The sequence below is a fragment of the Spirosoma gilvum genome (genome assembly GCF_054776815.1).
Window position 1 is genome coordinate 116,786 of the sequence record NZ_BAAHBH010000010.1, and the last position, 18,360, is coordinate 135,145.

General features: G+C 47.0%; 15 protein-coding genes. 10 read left to right on the forward strand and 5 right to left on the reverse strand.

Annotated features, from left to right (window positions below; translation table 11 throughout):
* Positions 1-3 precede the first annotated feature (3 nt).
* The gene (locus ACYVFD_RS24690) at positions 4-3,192 is read left to right on the forward strand and encodes a PVC-type heme-binding CxxCH protein (RefSeq protein WP_461093179.1); all 3,189 of its coding nucleotides are present in this window, start codon (positions 4-6) and stop codon (positions 3,190-3,192) included.
* 27 nt (positions 3,193-3,219) lie between these two features.
* The gene (locus tag ACYVFD_RS24695) at positions 3,220-4,122 is read left to right on the forward strand and encodes a sugar phosphate isomerase/epimerase family protein (RefSeq protein ID WP_461093180.1); all 903 of its coding nucleotides are present in this window, start codon (positions 3,220-3,222) and stop codon (positions 4,120-4,122) included.
* A 217-nt stretch (positions 4,123-4,339) separates the two neighbouring features.
* Here ACYVFD_RS24695 and ACYVFD_RS24700 read toward each other — a convergent pair whose 3' ends face one another.
* Together ACYVFD_RS24700 and ACYVFD_RS24705 are read right to left on the reverse strand one after the other, a co-directional pair.
* Positions 4,340-4,603, reverse strand: coding sequence for a hypothetical protein (locus ACYVFD_RS24700; protein ID WP_461093181.1), 264 nt, complete (start codon positions 4,601-4,603; stop codon positions 4,340-4,342).
* Between the two features lie 649 nt (positions 4,604-5,252).
* A complete protein-coding gene (locus ACYVFD_RS24705; protein ID WP_461093182.1) occupies positions 5,253-6,026 on the reverse strand; it encodes an exosporium glycoprotein BclB-related protein in 774 nt (257 codons plus the stop codon).
* Between the two features lie 198 nt (positions 6,027-6,224).
* Here ACYVFD_RS24705 and ACYVFD_RS24710 point away from each other — a divergent pair, with 198 nt between their 5' ends.
* From ACYVFD_RS24710 to ACYVFD_RS24735, 6 genes are all read left to right on the forward strand, one after another.
* Positions 6,225-6,737 carry a hypothetical protein gene (locus ACYVFD_RS24710; RefSeq protein WP_461093183.1) on the forward strand — a complete coding sequence of 171 codons (513 nt, stop codon included), beginning with the start codon at positions 6,225-6,227 and terminating at the stop codon, positions 6,735-6,737.
* A 275-nt stretch (positions 6,738-7,012) separates the two neighbouring features.
* Positions 7,013-8,587: a hybrid sensor histidine kinase/response regulator gene (locus ACYVFD_RS24715; RefSeq protein WP_461093184.1), complete on the forward strand. Its 1,575-nt coding sequence runs from the start codon at positions 7,013-7,015 to the stop codon at positions 8,585-8,587.
* 141 nt (positions 8,588-8,728) lie between these two features.
* On the forward strand, positions 8,729-12,334 hold the full coding sequence (locus tag ACYVFD_RS24720) for a response regulator (protein WP_461093185.1): 3,606 nt from the start codon (positions 8,729-8,731) through the stop codon (positions 12,332-12,334).
* A gap of 39 nt (positions 12,335-12,373) precedes the next feature.
* The gene (locus ACYVFD_RS24725; protein ID WP_461093186.1) at positions 12,374-12,733 is read left to right on the forward strand and encodes a response regulator; all 360 of its coding nucleotides are present in this window, start codon (positions 12,374-12,376) and stop codon (positions 12,731-12,733) included.
* 41 nt (positions 12,734-12,774) lie between these two features.
* Entirely contained in the window at positions 12,775-13,584 is an 810-nt protein-coding gene (locus ACYVFD_RS24730; RefSeq protein ID WP_461093386.1) for a CheR family methyltransferase, read from the forward strand.
* Positions 13,566-14,150, forward strand: coding sequence for a chemotaxis protein CheB (locus ACYVFD_RS24735; protein WP_461093187.1), 585 nt, complete (start codon positions 13,566-13,568; stop codon positions 14,148-14,150). The genes ACYVFD_RS24730 and ACYVFD_RS24735 overlap by 19 nt, the downstream gene beginning before the upstream one ends.
* Here the strand turns inward: ACYVFD_RS24735 and ACYVFD_RS24740 are convergent.
* Complete coding sequence (locus tag ACYVFD_RS24740; protein WP_461093188.1) at positions 14,145-14,696, reverse strand: RNA polymerase sigma factor; 552 nt, start codon at positions 14,694-14,696, stop codon at positions 14,145-14,147. The two genes, ACYVFD_RS24735 and ACYVFD_RS24740, sit on opposite strands and share 6 nt — an antisense overlap.
* A 424-nt stretch (positions 14,697-15,120) precedes the next feature.
* Here ACYVFD_RS24740 and ACYVFD_RS24745 point away from each other — a divergent pair, with 424 nt between their 5' ends.
* Positions 15,121-15,555: an Hpt domain-containing protein gene (locus ACYVFD_RS24745; protein ID WP_461093189.1), complete on the forward strand. Its 435-nt coding sequence runs from the start codon at positions 15,121-15,123 to the stop codon at positions 15,553-15,555.
* On the forward strand, positions 15,552-16,244 hold the full coding sequence (locus tag ACYVFD_RS24750) for a LytR/AlgR family response regulator transcription factor (RefSeq protein WP_461093190.1): 693 nt from the start codon (positions 15,552-15,554) through the stop codon (positions 16,242-16,244). Before ACYVFD_RS24745 ends, ACYVFD_RS24750 begins: the two co-directional genes overlap by 4 nt.
* Before the next feature lie 111 nt (positions 16,245-16,355).
* Here the strand turns inward: ACYVFD_RS24750 and ACYVFD_RS24755 are convergent, their stop codons facing one another.
* Positions 16,356-17,039, reverse strand: coding sequence for a hypothetical protein (locus ACYVFD_RS24755; protein WP_461093191.1), 684 nt, complete (start codon positions 17,037-17,039; stop codon positions 16,356-16,358).
* A 44-nt stretch (positions 17,040-17,083) separates the two neighbouring features.
* Positions 17,084-18,298, reverse strand: a complete 1,215-nt coding sequence (locus ACYVFD_RS24760) for a THUMP-like domain-containing protein (RefSeq protein WP_461093192.1) — start codon at positions 18,296-18,298, stop codon at positions 17,084-17,086.
* Positions 18,299-18,360 lie beyond the last annotated feature (62 nt).

Below are 18,360 nucleotides of genomic sequence, written 5' to 3' on the forward strand. Positions count from 1 at the left end.
GTAATGAGATCATTGCTAGCCCAAAAAACCAGTCTATATACATTCCTTGCCGTAGTGAGTGTAGTCGTCCTGGCTACGAGCGCTTTTCAGCGGAATCACTACGCGGCTGACGAATCCCCTATCGTTCTGAAAAAGAACGCTCATATTAGCCTGATCGGGAATAATCTGGGGTCGAGGATGATGAATTATGGTCTGTTCGAGACCGAACTACAGGTTCGTTATCCAGAAAACAGACTCTTCATTCGCAATATGTGCGATGGTGGCGATACCCCCGGATTTCGTCCACACGCCAGTCGGTTCTCCCCCTGGGCCTTTCCGGGCGCCGAAAAGTTTCAGACCGAACTGGCGAACAATTCTGAAAGCGAAGGGCATTTTGAAACGCCCGATCAATGGCTTACCCGACTGAAGACCGATGTGATTGTCGCATTTTTTGGCTACAACGAATCGTTTCATGGAAAAGAAGGGCTGGCCAATTATAAAGCCGAGCTGGATGCCTTTATCAAATGGACGCTGAACCAGAAGTATAATGGTACAACCACTCCCCAATTAGCCATCGTTTCGCCCATTGCTTTTGAAGATTTGTCGGCTACCTACGACCTGCCGAACGGCAAGAAAGAGAACACAAATCTTCGGCTTTATACCGAAGCCATGAAAGAGGTCGCGCAGCAAAATAAAGTGCTCTTTGTCGATGCCTTTACCCCCTCGTTAGGCTGGTATGATGCCAGTCAGGAACCCCTGACCATCGACGGTTCGCAACTGAATGAGGCAGGCTATAAAAAATTGAGTGTTTTACTGGCCGATCAGCTTTTTGGCAAGACAGCCGCCAAAGCCGAAGCAAACCGGCAACTGGTACGGGAGGCCGTTGTCGAAAAAAATTGGATGTGGCATAACGACTATAAAATTCCGAATGGGGTGCATGCGTATGGTCGCCGGTACAATCCGTTTGGGCCCGACAACTACCCAGCGGAAATTGAAAAGATTCGGCAATTGACAGCCATTCGGGATACGGCTGTCTGGCGGGCAGCTTCCGAAGGGAAACGAATGGACGTTGCCGCAGCCGATCAGCGGACCCGTATATTGCCTACCGTAAAAACCAATTTTAACCCCGAAAAGAACGGCAGCCTGACGTATCTATATGGACAGGATGCCTTAAGTAAGCTCAAAGTCCCTTCTGGGTATAAGATCGAACTATTTGCTTCGGAACAGGAATTTTCTGATCTGGCGAAACCTATGCAAATGTCGTTCGACAATAAAGGGCGACTATGGGTGGCCTGTATGCCCAGCTATCCGCACTATAAACCGGGCGATGCCAAACCCAACGATAAAATCCTGATTCTGGAAGATACCAATGGTGATGGTAAGGCTGATAAACAAACAGTTTTTGCCGACAAACTGCATCTACCGCTTGGCTTTGAAATAGCGAAAGAAGGCGTCTATGTGTCGCAGGGGACCAACCTGAAATTGTTTACCGACACCAATGGCGACGATAAGGCCGATAAGGTTGAAATCCTGCTGAGTGGCTACGACGATCACGATACGCACCACAATAGTCATGCCTTTACCGTCGATCCGTCGGGCGCTATTTATTCGGGCGAAGGGGTGTTCCTGCATACCAATGTCGAAACGTCTTATGGACCCGTTCGGGCTACCAACGGCGGATTCTACCGCTATGCCCCCCAACTCCATAAGCTGGAGCGCACCGCTCAGCTATCGATACCGAACCCCTGGGGCATTGCGTTCGATGATTGGGGGCAACCATTCTTTGCCGAAACGTCCAGTCCCGATGTGCGGTGGATGATGCCGGGAACAGTATTGCCCCGCTACGGCGAAGCCACCGATAAATCGAAGCAGTTGATCGAGGAAGCCCATCGGGTTCGTCCAACATCGGGCCTGGAGTTTGTATCGAGCCGCCATTTTCCGGACGATATTCAGGGTGATTTTCTGATCAATAATACCATCGGTTTTCTGGGGACAAAAGAACACACATTAGTTGACGACGGAACGGGCTATAAAAGCAAACACCGGATGGACCTGGTCGTAAGTGAAGACCGGAACTTCCGGCCCGTCGATATGGAATTTGCCCCCGATGGGTCGCTGTACCTGATCGACTGGCACAATATCCTGATTGGTCATATGCAGCACAACGCCCGCGACCCCCTGCGCGATCATTCGCACGGCCGGGTGTACCGCATTACGTATCCGTCGCGCCCACTGGTGAAACCGGCCAACATTGATGGAGCTAGTATAGACGAACTGTTAGATAACCTCAAGCTTCCTGAGTATCGCACCCGCTACCGGACCCGACGGGAGCTCAGAGGCCGCAATGCCTCGGAAGTGCTATCGAAACTGAAAACCTGGGTGGCTAAACTGGATAAGGCCGACCCGCGCTACGAACACCATATGCTGGAAGGCCTGTGGGTGAGCTGGGGTATGGACAAAGTAGATCAGGATTTGCTCCGCCAACTGTTGAAAGCCAGGGATTACCATGCTCGTGCCGCTGCTGTTCAAGTAGTACGCTATACTGGCCACCAGGTAGCCGATCAGGCATCTTTGTTGATGCAGGCGGCTAAGGATGAGAATAGCCGGGTTCGCCTGGCCGCTATTGTAGCCGCTTCCTGGATTGGCAAGGATAAAGGGTTGCCCATTCTGGCCGAAGCCGCTAAAAAGCCGCTGGACGACTGGACCATCCATGCCTATGAAACAGCGGTTGCCCACCTCAAAGGGGAGAATGTTAAAAAGCAGAAAGAGATAACCGTAACCTCCAGCCTGAAAGGTAAAGACCTGGACCTTTATACACAGGGACGGCAGATTTTCGCCAAAGAAGGCTACTGCATTACCTGTCATCAGCCCGATGGTAAAGGGTTGGTAGCATCCGGTTTTCCACCGCTTACAGGTACCAACTGGGTAACAGGCAGTGAAGATCGCCTGATCAAAATTGCCCTGAAAGGGCTGATGGGGCCCATAGAGGTAAGTGGTAAAACCTACCCCGGACAAGTGCCCATGACACCTTTCGGTGGTTTGCTCAGCGATCAGGAGGTAGCCGCCGTGTTAACATACGTCCGAAATTCGTTTGGCAATAAGGCATCGGCAATTTATCCTGACCAGGTGAAAAAAGTTAGATCAACTACTCAACAGAAAAAGGATTTTTATTCGCCCACCCAGTTGCTGAAAGAGCATCCGATGGAGAAATAAACACCCTTATCCATTACCCCTTATCCTATGTCGCCTACGAATCAGCCTTCCGCTGCTACGCCCAACTCCCTGTCGCCGGTTGGCTTTAACCTGTTAGTCTGGACAGCCGCTATTTCTGAAAAAATGAACCCCATTGCCGACCGGTTGAAAACGATCGGTTACGATGGAATCGAATGCTTCATCGATACACAGCCGGAGAGTGTTTATCAGAAATTTGGAGACCATCTGAAACAGACGGGCTTACAAAGTACCTGCGTAACCGTGGTTGGCCCAGATACAAACCCTGCCAGTGAATCGGCAAGCATCCGTAAGCAAGCCATTGATCACCTGAAAGGGGTTGTCGATCGGGCACACGCTATGGGAGCTACGGTGATATGTGGGCCATTCCATTCCGCATTCGCAACCTTTACGCGTCGTGAGCCCCAGCCGGAGGAATATGACCGGAGTGCCGAAGTGCTTCATGCTGTGGGAGATTATGCCAAACAGGCCGGTATCATCCTGACGCCCGAAGCGCTGAATCGCTTTGAATGTTACCTCTGCAATACGATGGATCAACTGGCGGAATTGGTGCGCCGGACCGATCACCCAAACGTACGGGCCATGTTCGATACGCACCATGCCAATATGGAAGAAAAGCGTTTCCCGGAGGCAATACAGACCATTGCTCCATTTTTAGCGCACGTACATATTAGTGAAAATGATCGGGGTACTCCTGGTGATGGGCACATCCCCTGGGACGACACCTTCCGGACATTAGCGGAAATTAATTATCAGGGCTGGATGACGATCGAAGCGTTTACCCGTAACGATATCGATTTTGCCAATTCAATTAATGTTTGGCGGGAATTCAGTAGTCCCTGGGATATTGCTGAAAATGGCCTGAAGTTTATCCGGTCAATGCAGGTTAAATATGCTACTAAGATTAACTAGACCAGGAATTTCACCAAAAGCTATGCCAGCTTGATAACACACTGTGCTTTATTCAGGCACATTAGAAAAGCGTGGCATAGCTTTCGACGGAAGTCCTGTAGACATTATGTAAATTCAGGAATAGCGGGGGACCTTGAGTACTTGGTAAATGTAAAAGTTCCGGATATCAGAAGGGCGTCTGTACAAGTGTTATAATTGGCCTGGGGCTGTAAAGGCCTCAGTGCCACGGTAATTTAAACGTGGTTGGCCATGCCGAAAGGCGCTTCGGCTGTTGACCTGGATCGTAGGTGACAGCTTTAAATTGTAAGTAGTGCTCAGGCGTATCAACCTGTAGTTCGTGGTCAAATTCGATAATATCACTGGAAACGTAGGTGAACTGTTGTAAGAATTGTTCGAGAGCTTCCTGTTCATCCACATTCAAATAAATCCTTGTCACATTTCCGGTTGCTGAAGTCCCACGAATAACAATTAATTTGTTCATATGCTATTGAGTTAGATTGTTCATCTAACCGACTATCGACAGATTTAGTCTTCTTTAGTCTAACAAATTGAGTGAACGGTATATGTTGTTGATTTAAAGATATATATGGTAACAAATAGTCTTCGTTATCTTCAAATTGTACTCCCAAAAAAAGTATGCTGAGATGTCTATCTTGAATACATGAAAGCGAAACAGGCCACACTGTTTGGTGTGACCTGTCCGATTGCAGGATGTAAAGTAGACAATACGATAGCCTACCACTTGGCCCCAGTGGGTTAGGTAAGCCTGATAAAGCTTGCAGCTTAAAATGAGCAAGAACGCTGCCAATCAACTCTGAGAAAAAACCATTTCTTCCCAACTGAGCAAATTTCTTTCTGAATCTGTGGGCCTATTATCACAATGCACCTAAGCCTACAAAAAATACCGGCTACAGTGCGGCCGGTATTTACGGTAATATGTCTATGTTTCAAGGAATCACTGACTAATTCCCTGGCTCTTCCGTTCGCCGAAAGGGCATTGTTAAATTAATTGTTAATCATATGATTTATGTATAAATGTTGCTGTTTTTATTGTTCGGCTATAAGTTGCTTGTGCAAACTATATGAGTACCGCTGACTGATAGGGCATACTGCGTGGAACTGATAAACAGTTATTTGATCGACAGTCCGGCATTGGCAAATCCTTTCAGCGTTGTGGCACCGCTTTGAGTGCTACTGCTAAAAAGTAAGAGTAAACGAGTTTGAGCCGTTATGGGTATATTTAGGGAAGTAAAGCCCTTAATGACGGTGCCAATCGACACGGTTCCAACTGGTAATGTGGTTAAGGCAACAGAAGCAATCTGGTTAAACACATCGCTGGTCGTATCCGAACGATATAGGTAAGCCATGACTGTGATCGGATTTGCGCTAAAAAGAACAGATTGTATACTCAATGCAGCAGCAAGCGCCGTAATTGTACCATCACGGGGCATTGAAAAAGCCATACTGGCAGCTTCAGATCCAGTAATCGTTGATGGGGTCGTGGTAGTCAGAAGCAATGAATTGCCAAAGCTGATTGCCGAACTGCCTGCACTTGATCCATCGGAAAGGGTACTCAACGTAATCTGTGTCCCCGACGCGTAGGGAATAACAGTAGCAGCCACGTCGGTAACTGTAGCCAATCGCACCCAGCTCCCCGATTTGTAAACATAAAACCCAGTAGGAGCACTGGTTTGGTAAACGAGTAAGCCTTCAGCAGTGGCCGTTACGAGGGTGGTGCTGGTCACTCGGGGTACTAACACCCCTTTGGAGGTTGAGACCACATCGAGTTGGGCCGATGGATCAGGCGTAGTAGTACCAATACCTACCTGGGCCAGAGCAGGTAGAGAGAGTACGAAGAGCAGAATGCTCAATAGTTGATTTTTGGGGATAGAAAAGTAGCGCATATCAGGTGGATTGAATGGTCAGAAAACTTCGTTCGGAAGCAAATTTGAGCAGGTAAAGGCAAGAAAAAGAACGATTTAACGACAAAGCAAATAGGTTATTTTATCCGTGACTTCCAACAGTCCAACAGGTACAAATAGTAAGCTAGCCCTACCGACTGATCAGTATTTATCCGAATAGTAAACGAAACGTTCGTCAATATGATCCCCCTTTTTCCCTACTGGAAATTCACCCTCCACTCGCCGTTGAGCCAGGAAGAAGCCTATACGCGACTTTCGGGCGAAGTAGCTCCTATCCGACAGGGGCTTAGTCTCTTGTGGGACAACCGCCCACAGGCGTTTACGGGAAGCACCTCGAAAAATGGGTTCTGTATCGAGCGGATTATTCACTACAAAAACTCGTTTTTACCCACGATCTATGGTCGATTTTTGCCGACAAAAACTGGTTTACAGATTCGGATCGTGATGCAGCTGAGTCCAATCATCCTCTTTATTGGAATTGGGTTGGTATGTTGTGCACTCCCTATACTGGTGTCAATCGCCTATGGGTTACTGCTTACGGGCCATGTGAATAAGGCACTTACAATCCCTTCACTCTTGATAGTCGCAATCTATGTGATGTTTGTGGGTGGCTTCGCCTACGAAGCAGTTACAGCGCGTCGATTGTTGAAGTCAATTTTCGACAGCACTACAGTTGGAGGAAACCAATTTTAATGACCGATCAAAGTTGATGTCGGTATTTCTTGAGAAGCGCTATAATTAACCGATTACTAAGTGGCTGATTACTAAATAGCCGGAGCGTTTACAGACAAACGTTCTGTAGAATAAGATAAGAGAAATGGATTTGGAAGCACAGACCTCATTACCCTATCTTCACGGACGATTTACAAAACTATCATTTCTTCCGGCTGATTCGCATTTAACAAGGTCGGGATAGATCGGTTGATTTAAATATCGCTTAGCCTCAGCGTTTTAACTAGTATACTTTCATGATTCTTATCGTTGATGACAGGCCAGAGAATATTATTCCCCTGAAAAAAATTCTGGAACTGCATCGTTTTTCGGTAGATACGGCTGAATCGGGAGAGGAAGCTCTAAAGAAAATTCTAAAAACCGATTATTCAGTTATCATTCTGGATGTACAGATGCCCGGAATGGATGGCTTTGAAGTAGCCAATGCGATTTCTGGGTTTAGCAAAGCCCGAGATTCATCCATTATTTTCCTGTCGGCAGTAAATACCGAAAAGCGATTTATCACCAAAGGCTATACATCGGGTGGTATCGACTACATTACCAAACCCGTTGATCCAGATATTTTTGTGCTGAAAGTCAAGACGCTGGATAAGCTTTATCAGCAACAGCACGAACTACGGGTTGCCCAGGAATCGCTGCGGAAAGAAGTAAATGTACGGCGGCAGGCACAGGAGGAACTGGCTAAACGAATGCAGGAATTGCAGGCAGTGCTGTCTTCCCTGCCCCAGATGGCTTTTACGATAAAACCTGATGGCAAAATTGAATATGTCAACGAACACTGGTTTCGGTATGCAACGGACTCCAGCACGTTTCCGGCCATGCACCCCGACGATGAAGGCGTATGTGCGGATTGGCACCTGGCCTTAGAGCGAGGAGATGAGTTTGCCCGCGAAGTTCGGTTGCAGGAATTAGGCTCTGACGATTACCGGTATCACCTGCTTCGTATTATTCCAATTGAGCGCGACGGTAGCCGCGTTCGCTGGATTGGAACCTTTACCGACATCCATCCGCAAAAACAGGTGGCAGAGCTACTTGAGCAACAGGTCAATTTACGAACCAGCGAACTCCTGCTTAAGAATACCGAGCTGGAACAAACCAATCATGAATTACAGCAGTTTACCTGGGTGGTTTCGCATGATTTGAAAGAGCCATTGCGAAAAATACAATTGCTGAACGACACCATTCGGGAGCGTTATCTGAAAGATAACCCCGAAGCGGTTCTCTACCTCGACCGCTCGATTCGCTCCTCGGCCCGCATGGCCGAACTAATTAAGGACCTCCTAACGTACTCACAACTTTCGGAACCAGAGCCGTTCCAAGCTACCGATCTGAACGTGCTGGTGCAAGAACTCCTGCTGGATTTCGATGACCAGATCAGTAAGAAAGGGGCTATACTTACGATAGATTCATTACCTGTACTGGATGCTATCCCCATGCGGTTACGACAAGTATTCCAGAACTTACTAAGTAATGCGCTCAAGTTTACAAAGCCCGATGAGCCGCCGGTCATTCATATCCAGGCAGAACGGGTGGCAACTAAAGCAATTGACGCGGCTCCCTCGTCAGAAGGAGACTATTATCGGATTACGTTTACGGATAATGGTATTGGCTTTGATGAGAAATTCCTAAACCGAATCTTCATTATTTTTCAGCGATTGCATAACCGGACATCGTATGAAGGAACTGGTATCGGACTGGCTATTGCTAAAAAGAATATTGATAAACACCATGGGCTGATTTCAGCGCATAGTCGGATCGATGAGGGCGCTAGTTTTATCCTGATTCTACCAATAAAACAACATAATGGATAATGAATAATGGGTAATGCATAATGTAAATCAGTAGTGTAGGTATAAATAAAATTATCATAGTCGTCTTCGGTACCTATGTCTACTTCCACATCATTATCAATTTTACATTACACATTCTTCATTTAATATTCTTCCTCTCTTATGCCGCGTTACTCAACTTCCAATTCGGTCGTTCGACAGTTGCAGATTGTCTTTTCGTTCTCGACCCTTTTGCTACTGATTAGTCTGATTGCGTCATTTTATAGTATTCAGCAACTGATCGAAAATTCAAAATTAGTAAACCACACCAACGAGGTATTGATCGAATCGGAGAACATCATTTCCTTCATGAAAGATGCCGAAACCGGGCAGCGGGGGTATGTCATTACACTCGATCCACTTTTTTTGCAACCCTATACTGGGAGTTTTGAAAAAGTGGTAAGCAGCCACAATCGGCTACGGGAGCTAACAGTCGATAATGCTGTACAACAGAAAAGTCTGGAAGAGGTAAAAAGCCTGTACGAGGCAAAATTTGCCCAGATGCAGCGGGTGATCAACCTGGTCAGGCAACATCGGGCCTTTGCTACCGATACCATTAATCGCCACCGGGAAATGGTACGCGGAAAGCTGATTATGGACAAACTGAGGGCCGCCATCAACACTATTAAATCTCAGGAACAGAGCTTACTGAAAAGTCGTGTTGAGCAACAGGACATTTACATTACGTATACGCCTTTCCTGCTGGTGATTGCCGCCATCATTTCGATGCTGATAACCAGCTTTACCTATGTCCGAATTAAACAGGATCTCGATGATCGGATTGCTCATCAGAAACAGGCCGAAGAAAAATACATCGAAACGAATCAGCGAATAGCCGTTTTAGAAGATATCACCCATGATATAGCCGAAGGCGATTATACGGCACGGAGCAAAGACACTAAAGACGATGACCTTGGGCGTATCGGTACGGCGCTGAATCAAATGGCGGTTGCTCTGGAACGAACGTTTACGGACTTGCAGGACCGAACCTGGCTACAAACGGGCATGGTGAAAGTAAGCGATGCGATTCGTGGCCAGAAAGACCTTTCCAAACTGGCAGGTAACCTCATCAATATCATTGCCGAGTACCTGAATGTGCCTATTGGTACGGTTTATCTGACCGATAGTGATAAGTTGTATACCTTGTCAGGTGCCTATGCTGCTCAGGGGGCACCAAGAACAGTTGTGTCAGGAGAGGGGCTGATCGGGCAGGCGATCGAGTGTAGGAAAACGATTATTGTTCGGGATGTGCCAGCCGACTACAGCCGGGTAAGCTCGTCGGTGGGAGAAAGCCGCCCCACTTCGTTGGTCATTGTGCCATTACTTTCAGGCAATACCTGCGTTGGAGCCATTGAATTGGGCTTTTTCCGGGAGCCCAGCCCGTTGGATATCGAATTTCTGGAGATGAACAAGGAAACGGTGACGGTTGGGGTTAATGCTGCACTCGATTATATAAAACTTCAAAACTTCCTGGAAGAGACTCAGGCTCAGGCTGAGGAATTGCAGGCTCAACATTCTGAACTCGAAAATCTGAATTCCGAACTGGCCACTCAGGCCCAGAAGCTACAGGCTTCGGAAGAAGAACTTCGGGTTCAGCAAGAGGAGTTGCAACAAACGAACACCGAACTGGAAGAGCGGGGATTACTGCTGGAAGAGAAGAACGACGAGATTCAACGGAAGGCCGACGAACTGGAGCTAACCACCCGCTACAAGTCCGAATTCCTGGCTAATATGTCGCACGAATTACGGACACCGCTCAATTCGATCCTGCTACTGAGTCGATTGCTGGCCGAAAATTATGAAGAAACGCTTACCGCCGAGCAAATCGAATACGCCAAAGTTATTCAATCGTCAGGCAACGGGCTGCTGGGGCTGATCGACGAGATACTTGATCTGTCGAAGATTGAAGCCGGGCAGATGAAACTGGATTATCAGGATGTTCCCATTGATGAGGTTGCTGAAGAACTTCAATCGTTGTTTGCGCTACTGGCCAAAGAAAAAGGGCTTGATTTCTCGATTGATGTAGCAGCGGATGTACCGACCATGATCTCAACCGACCGTATGCGGCTGGGGCAGATCCTGAAAAATCTGCTGTCAAATGCGCTCAAATTTACGGCTTCGGGAAGCGTGCGTCTGACCATCGACCGACAGCCGACGAATCCGAGTCGGCTACTGTTTATTGTGAAAGATACCGGTATTGGTATCCCGCCCGAAAAACAGCCGCTTATTTTCGAAGCGTTCCAGCAGGCCGATGGCTCCACAAAGCGCAAATATGGGGGAACAGGTCTGGGGCTATCAATCAGCCGCGAGCTGGCTAAACTGCTGGGTGGCGAAATTACATTGAACAGCCAGGTTAATGAAGGCAGCGAGTTCACCGTCAATTTGCCGCTTCATCAAGATGACGAAGTGCCTGTACCCGAAAAAGTTCAGGTGCCTGCCGAACCCGCTCCGTTGGTTCCAGTGGCTGCTCCCACTCCCGAAACCAAATACATCAGTACAGTTATCCCGGAAGCAATTCCCGACGATCGAAATGATATTAGTGACAAAGATAAAACCATTCTGATCGTAGAGGACGACGCTAATTTTGCCAAGTCGTTGCTGGAATATGCCCGAAAGAAAGGCTATAAGGGTATCGTAGCGGTTCGGGGCGATGAAGGGCTCAAGCTGGCCGGTACATATAAGCCGGTTGGCATCCTGCTCGACATTGAACTGCCTGTCATGAGTGGCTGGCAGGTGATGGATGCCCTTAAGGCTGATCCGAAAACCCGGCCCATTCCTGTGCATATCATGTCGTCGCATCGACTCAAGAATGAAAGCCTGATGAAGGGGGCTATCGATTTTGTCGATAAGCCAATGGCCTTTGAGCAGATGCAGGAAGTGTTCAAGAAGATCGATTATGTACTTAGCCGGAATTCTAAAAAAGTACTGATCATTGAAGACAACCCCAAACATGCTAAAGCCCTAGCCTATTTTCTGGAAACGTTTAATATCAACTCCGAACTCAAAAGCACGGTAAGTGATGGAATTGATGCATTAAAACGGAATGAGATCGACTGCGTCATTCTGGATATGGGCGTTCCTGATCATAAGGCCTATGAAACGCTCGAAGAAGCCAGGAAAACTCCCGGCCTTGAAAAACTGCCAATCATCATTTTCACCGGGAAAAGCCTGTCGATGGCCGAAGAGTTGAAAATTAAGAAATATGCCGATTCAATTGTGGTCAAAACGGCCCATTCGTACCAGCGGATGCTCGATGAGGTGTCGCTGTTCCTGCACCTTGTTGAAGAAGCCAAACAGAGTAATGGGGCCAAGGGCAAAACAAAAAAACTGGGCGCATTAGGGCAGGTGCTAAACGAAAAAACGGTACTGGTAGTTGACGACGATGTTCGGAATATCTTCTCTCTATCGAAAGCACTTGAGCAGTACAACATGACAGTAGTAGCTGCGCTGGATGGAAAGGAGGCCTTACAGAAGATGGAGGAAAATCCGGCTATCGATGTAGTCCTGCTGGATATGATGATGCCCCACATGGACGGCTACGAAACCGCCCGGAAAATTCGGGAGCATTACCAGTGGCGAAACCTGCCCGTTATAGCCGTAACGGCAAAAGCCATGATCGGGGATCGCGAAAAATGCATACAGGCAGGAGCTTCAGACTATATTACCAAGCCTGTCGATATTGATCAACTGTTGTCACTCCTACGCGTGTGGCTCTATGAGCGGTCATAAAAGTAAACCGAATACCGTATGCCGTAAACTTTCAAAACCATGCCCAAAAAACGAGTGCTGATTATTGACGATGATTCCCGGAATATTTTTGCGCTGACGGCTACACTTCGGGCCAAATCATTCGATTGCCTTTCTTGCTCAAATGCCCTGGATGCGTTGGCTATGCTGCAAACGGATGAGCCAATCGATGCTGTTTTGATCGACATGATGATGCCCGATATGGACGGTTACGAAGCCATTCCGCGTATTAAAGCCATCGACCATCGGAAAGATACCCCCATCATAGCCGTAACAGCTCAGGCTATGGTAGGCGACCGGGAAAAATGCCTCAGGGCGGGGGCTACCGATTATATTGCCAAGCCCATCGATGTTGATCGGCTACTGCGGTTATTAAACTAGATTCTATCAGTACTCAAGGAAAATAGAATCAGAGTATGGTTATGATTGAGGATGAGCAAATTGACCTGTTGCTGAACGATCTGTTCGAGATCTATGGGTATGATTTTACCCATTACGCAAGGGCGTCGCTGAAACGACGGATCAATCGGGTGTGGTCGCTGGATAAATTCCCGAGTTTTGCTGAACTGCGGTATCGAATACGGACCGATGTTCATTATATAAAGCGATTTGTAGAAGAGCTGACCGTCAACGTAACCGAAATGTTCCGCGACCCACCATTTTATAAAGCGCTTCGAACGGACATACTGCCAACCTTAGCGGCCAAGCCATTTATTCGTATCTGGCATGCGGGATGCTCAACGGGAGAGGAGGTTTTTTCAATGGCAATTTTGCTCAAAGAAGCTAGTTTGCTGCACAAGTCCCTGCTGTATGCTACCGACCTGAATCCTGATGTGCTGACTTCGGCCCGGAAGGGTATCGTTTCCTTGTCGCAGATGAAACAATACTCCGAAAACTATTTGCTATCGGGCGGTAATGCTGACTTTTCTAGTTATTACACCGCGCAGTATGGCTATGCAAAATTTCATGATGAACTGGCCGAGCGGATGGTTTTTTCAACGCATAACCTGGTTTCGGACCGGTCATTCAATGAGTTCGATCTGATCCTTTGTCGTAATGTCCTGATTTACTTTGATAAAGCCCTTCAGCAACGGGTACTTTCACTATTCGACGAGAGCCTGGGATTGCTCGGTTATCTGGCGTTAGGGGCAAAGGAAACCCTTCGGTTCTCAACCCTGGAGCCTAAATACAGACAGTTGACTGGCGAAAAAATATGGCGGAAGATAGCATAGACACGACCAAAAGAGCTGTTGTCATTGGAGGCTCAACGGGTAGTATTGATGTGCTGCTACAGGTGTTGCCTACATTGGCGGCTCCGTTATCGTATGTGCTGATAATTGTACTACATCGCCGAAGTACTGCCGATTCTACATTGGTTCATCTGCTGTCGCTGAAAACGAGAATACCCGTTCGCGAGGTGGAGGATAAGGAACCAATCCAGCCAGGCATTATTTATCTGGTACCCGCTGATTATCACGTGCTTATTGAAAAAGATCGTTCGTTTGCGCTGGATGACTCCGAAAAAGTGAACTACAGTCGCCCGTCGATCGATGTCACGTTTGAGTCAGCGGCTGAGGTATATGGCGCTTCACTGGTAGGAATTTTGCTATCGGGCGCTAATTCGGATGGTACAGCAGGCTTGAAAGCTATAAAAAAAAGGGGCGGATTGCTGGCGACCCAGTTACCAGAAACCGCCCAGGCTGCTATGATGCCACAACAGGCCATGCTGAATGTACAAGTCGATTACGTGCTGGATATAAAAGGTATTAGTTCGTTGCTTAACAACCTGAACCTATAAGGAGTGGTAATAAGCACATAGTTGATGTACTTTCTCCCGGCTGCGTTTAAGCCGCATTTTGACCGAACTGATGCTGATACCATACAATTCAGCAATTTCGTCGACACGCAATCCCTGCTCATATTTGAGCCGCAGTAGTTTCTGCTCCTTGTCGGGCAGCTGGGTCATTACTTGATTGAGTAGTTGTATAGATTGCTCTTTAGCCTGAGCTTCATACGAATCGACAGCCGGTGGATCTAATTCATCATCGAGTGGTGAAAAATTAAGACGTTTGCCTATGCGTAACTGGTCCGAGCAATAGTTATATGCAATTGAATATAGCCAGGTAGAAAAACTCGATCGCTCGTGGAAGGTGTCCAACTTATTGAACATCTTGATAAATATGTCGTGGGTAAAGTCGTGAGCACTTTCCTCGTCTTTCGTCATCGACAAACAGTGTCGGTAGACTTTATTAACATATCGATTATAGAGTGTTTCGAAGCATTGGTTGGGTTGATCGGGTAAATACTGTTTAATAAGGGCTTCGTCGGTTAAAATAGTCTTCATTGTTGATTTGGGTAGAAGTTGGTGTTAGTAGTTTGGTGATTTAAAATTGATGGATAAAAACCGTGTAGTTACATATATTCGATGAATTGCAGAAATCCCCGGTTTTTAAGTAACTATTGGTTTATTTTATATTTGCCCCTTTTCGGGCGCAGGAAAGAATTGGCTGGTCCAGGCTGCGAGATAGCTGTTTGGACTCTTAAACGCTCTAAAAAGTCCTGCCAGAAAGTAGGATTTATCTGAATGGTAGATTGGTAATATTTATTTTACTTTTTTGGTAATAATTAAAACTTATGATTTAGAAAATTCCTAACTTGCATACTTATAAAAACCGTAAAGACTAGCCAGTTCCCAATCCGATACTCAGGAAATGATTGACGTAGATAGAGAGTCGTTGAGCCCGAATCCGGACACATCTACACAGTCGATGACTGCTCAACAAACTGCTACCAGGGTCCTGGAGGCTACGCTCATCAAGCCAGTTAGCTACTCCGAATCCTATCAATGGCTGGACATTAATTTTCTTACAGAATTATACGGTGAGGATCGTGACTATGCCGCTGCTATGTTCGAAACGTTCATGGAATCCGTGTTGCCGGAATTCAACGTATTAGAACAGCAGATTCAGACCCAGAGCTGGGAGGAAGTTTATCAGTTGGCTCATAAACTACGACCGCCCTTAAAAATGATCGGGCTGACTCATCTGGAAACTGCTCTGATTCAGGTAGAGACTATGGCGATTGAACATACTGAGACTGATCGTGTGTACGATGTATGGCAAGCCTTTTACACTACGCTACTAGGGAAGATGCCTCTTGTTCAGGCCGAGTGGAAACGCTACCTCACCACGCCTAACCTATGACACTGAAATGTATAATTGTCGATGATGAATTGATGGCTCGCCTGTCGCTTCAGCGGCTTTGCGAGCAGCATGAGTTGCTGGAGGTAGTAGCCGTTTGTGAAGATGCAACTCAAGCACTGAAAATACTGGCTGAACAACCGGTTGATTTGATCTGGCTGGATGTGGAAATGCCTGGTTTATCAGGGTTTGAAATGCTGGATCGGCTTCCAGTTTTGCCGCAGGTGATCCTGACAACTATCAAAACGGAGTATGCCTTCGACGCTTTTCAGTATCAGGTAACCGATTACCTGAAAAAGCCCATTACGCAAACTCGTTTTAAAGTGGCGGTTGAAAAAGTTTTGAACGCTGTAAAGAAAAACGAACAGGTTCGGACCGTCAACAACAAGGCAATTTACATCAAGAATGAGGGGCGGTATGTACGGGTTCCGTATGATTCGATCCTATACGTTGAAAATACGGGCGATTACGTCAAAATCTTGACTGGTCAGCAGGCCTTTGTCGTCTACACAACCATGAAATCGTTGGAAGAAAAGCTGGGGGCTCAGTTCCTTCGCGTACACCGATCCTACATTATCAACCTCGACAAAATTGTTGATATTGAGGAAACGAACCTGGTCGTAGCCTCTAAAGTGATTCCCATCAGTCGCGCCAACAAACCCGAACTCATGAGCCGACTAAACCTTCTGTAATCAATGAATAGTGAATAATGAATAATGCATAATGTAAAATGAATAATCTATTGAGAAATTCCCCATTTTACATTATTCACTGATCATTATTCATTTTACATTATGCATTATTCAGTTGGTTTTCTTCGCTTTTACGGCCTCCACGTTTTTCTTGCGATTTTCCAGTTCGGTTAGGGCCGTTTGCTGATCTACTTTGTTGGTTTCAATGTCTTTCTGGAGTTGTTCCAGCTCTTTTGCATTGTCTTCCAGTCGTTTTTGGAGCCGTTCTTTTTCTTTGGCATTTTGTTCAATCGATCGCTGCAACTGTTCGCCTTTGCGAACCATGCGCTGGTGATTCTTTTGGGCCTCGTCGAAACTACCTTCGGCCGTTCGCACTTCCTGACCATATAAACTATTGCCTGCAAAATCCTTCAGCAGACTTTCGGCTGCCGAATAGCCTGAATCACCTGCCTTGACAAAATTGCCATTTCCCCGGTCGAAAGCGACAAAGATCGTAGCCGACGTTCGGGATGATTTGACCGTACTGATCAAATTGATCGGCTCCGACGAAATGGCAGAAATGTCGGCATTGGGTACCCGGTAAGTCCCACGTGATGAGCTTAGTCGTCCATATTTCTGGAGCGCGGTTTCCCAGTCTTTTTCAAGCTGTTTACCATCGCCCTGAAGGGTTAAATAAAGGCCAGAGATTGTGGCTTTGTCGACTGTGGTTTCGCCAGCGTAAACGGTTTGCGCGTAGGTTGAACCTGTGCCAATTAGTAGAAAAGCCAGGAAAGTAAAGCGTAAAAGGAGATTCATGATTCTGGTGGTTTGGCCGGAACAGTCCGGGGAGTGGTTAATCGTTACGAATGAGTTTGATCGACTTTTTGGGTTATTAACAGGCGTTTATCGCCGTTTTGCAGGGTTGTTGCCAGGATATAGGTTGAACCACCCTCGCGTAAAGATAATTTTTTCCGCAACTCAGCTACGGTCTGGGGGAAGTTTCGAACAGTCAGGTTGGCTTTTCCATCGGGTACGGCTTGTTTCAGGGCTTTACTGTCTGGTTTGATAATCGATTGAAGCTTAAAAACTCGACCGGGAAAATCCCGCACGAGTGTATCACTGGTGTATAAATGACTATGCGGAGCTAATTTCAGCAGGCCAAATCGTTGGCCTACCAGCCGAAAAGCTCCCGCTTTTAATACGGCAGCATTGGGTTCATACAGATACGTTTGTGGATCGCCAAGCAGTACCTGAGCTTCTCGTTCTTCCTGTTCCTGAAATGTGAATGCGATTGTGTCATGACTGGTTAAATTGATTGCATTAACTAGACTAGTCTCTCCTGGTATAAATGAGTTGCTCAATACAAAAAGAACTTCCTTCACTTCACCCTGTACAGCGACGATATAGACCGCGTTGACCAAACCGGCCAACTGTCGGACGGTCAGATGGATGTCAAGTAACGGAGATGCCTTCACTAAAATTTGGTTGGCATGACGCAACAGGTTCGACAGCGTGTCTGGATTCGATAAATCGGGTTCGCAATCTTCCAGTCGAACCACTTTGCCGCCTTGCTCATTGCGTCGATGGGGGTCCAGGTACAGCCAGTCGGCGATGCCGTCCAGGAAATCGGGTTTGCCGAGCAGAGCCAGGCCGTTTCCTGACTGAACCGTCACGTTGGTTGAGCCCAGCAACGGTAAGTTATAGGCAGCCAGTTCGGCCAGTTCGGGTTGTTGTTCAACGTAAAGCACCTGATCGACGCGCCGGGCAAAGGCCCAGGTGTCAACGCCCATACCGCCCGTCAGGTCAACCAGTCGTTTTCCCTGCACCAGCGAGGCCTTGTAGTGGGCTGTTCGTTCCGACGAAGCCTGCTCAACCGATAAAGATTGGGGGAAAATCAAGGCGTCATTGGCGTACCAGGTAGGCAGTTTATCACGGGCTTTCTGCCGGGAGCTAATCTGGGCTGCCAATTTTTTGATGTCCATATCGGCCGAATGGGATCGTAAAAGTAACGACCGTACATCGGCTGTACGGTTGGCCTGAATGAAGGCTTGCTCGGTTTCAGTTAGGTGGATCAAGGAATGTTTTTAATCGTTTTTTAATCTTGCTTTAATTTATTTTTAATTTTGTCTGACTGCTA

Coding starts and splice junctions, on each gene's coding strand:
- ACYVFD_RS24690 (WP_461093179.1), top strand. CDS start 4: ATGAGATCATTGCTAGCCCAAAAAACCAGTCTATATACATTCCTTGCC.
- ACYVFD_RS24695 (WP_461093180.1), top strand. CDS start 3,220: ATGTCGCCTACGAATCAGCCTTCCGCTGCTACGCCCAACTCCCTGTCG.
- ACYVFD_RS24700 (WP_461093181.1), bottom strand. CDS start 4,603: ATGAACAAATTAATTGTTATTCGTGGGACTTCAGCAACCGGAAATGTG.
- ACYVFD_RS24705 (WP_461093182.1), bottom strand. CDS start 6,026: ATGCGCTACTTTTCTATCCCCAAAAATCAACTATTGAGCATTCTGCTC.
- ACYVFD_RS24710 (WP_461093183.1), top strand. CDS start 6,225: ATGATCCCCCTTTTTCCCTACTGGAAATTCACCCTCCACTCGCCGTTG.
- ACYVFD_RS24715 (WP_461093184.1), top strand. CDS start 7,013: ATGATTCTTATCGTTGATGACAGGCCAGAGAATATTATTCCCCTGAAA.
- ACYVFD_RS24720 (WP_461093185.1), top strand. CDS start 8,729: ATGCCGCGTTACTCAACTTCCAATTCGGTCGTTCGACAGTTGCAGATT.
- ACYVFD_RS24725 (WP_461093186.1), top strand. CDS start 12,374: ATGCCCAAAAAACGAGTGCTGATTATTGACGATGATTCCCGGAATATT.
- ACYVFD_RS24730 (WP_461093386.1), top strand. CDS start 12,775: ATGATTGAGGATGAGCAAATTGACCTGTTGCTGAACGATCTGTTCGAG.
- ACYVFD_RS24735 (WP_461093187.1), top strand. CDS start 13,566: ATGGCGGAAGATAGCATAGACACGACCAAAAGAGCTGTTGTCATTGGA.
- ACYVFD_RS24740 (WP_461093188.1), bottom strand. CDS start 14,696: ATGAAGACTATTTTAACCGACGAAGCCCTTATTAAACAGTATTTACCC.
- ACYVFD_RS24745 (WP_461093189.1), top strand. CDS start 15,121: ATGACTGCTCAACAAACTGCTACCAGGGTCCTGGAGGCTACGCTCATC.
- ACYVFD_RS24750 (WP_461093190.1), top strand. CDS start 15,552: ATGACACTGAAATGTATAATTGTCGATGATGAATTGATGGCTCGCCTG.
- ACYVFD_RS24755 (WP_461093191.1), bottom strand. CDS start 17,039: ATGAATCTCCTTTTACGCTTTACTTTCCTGGCTTTTCTACTAATTGGC.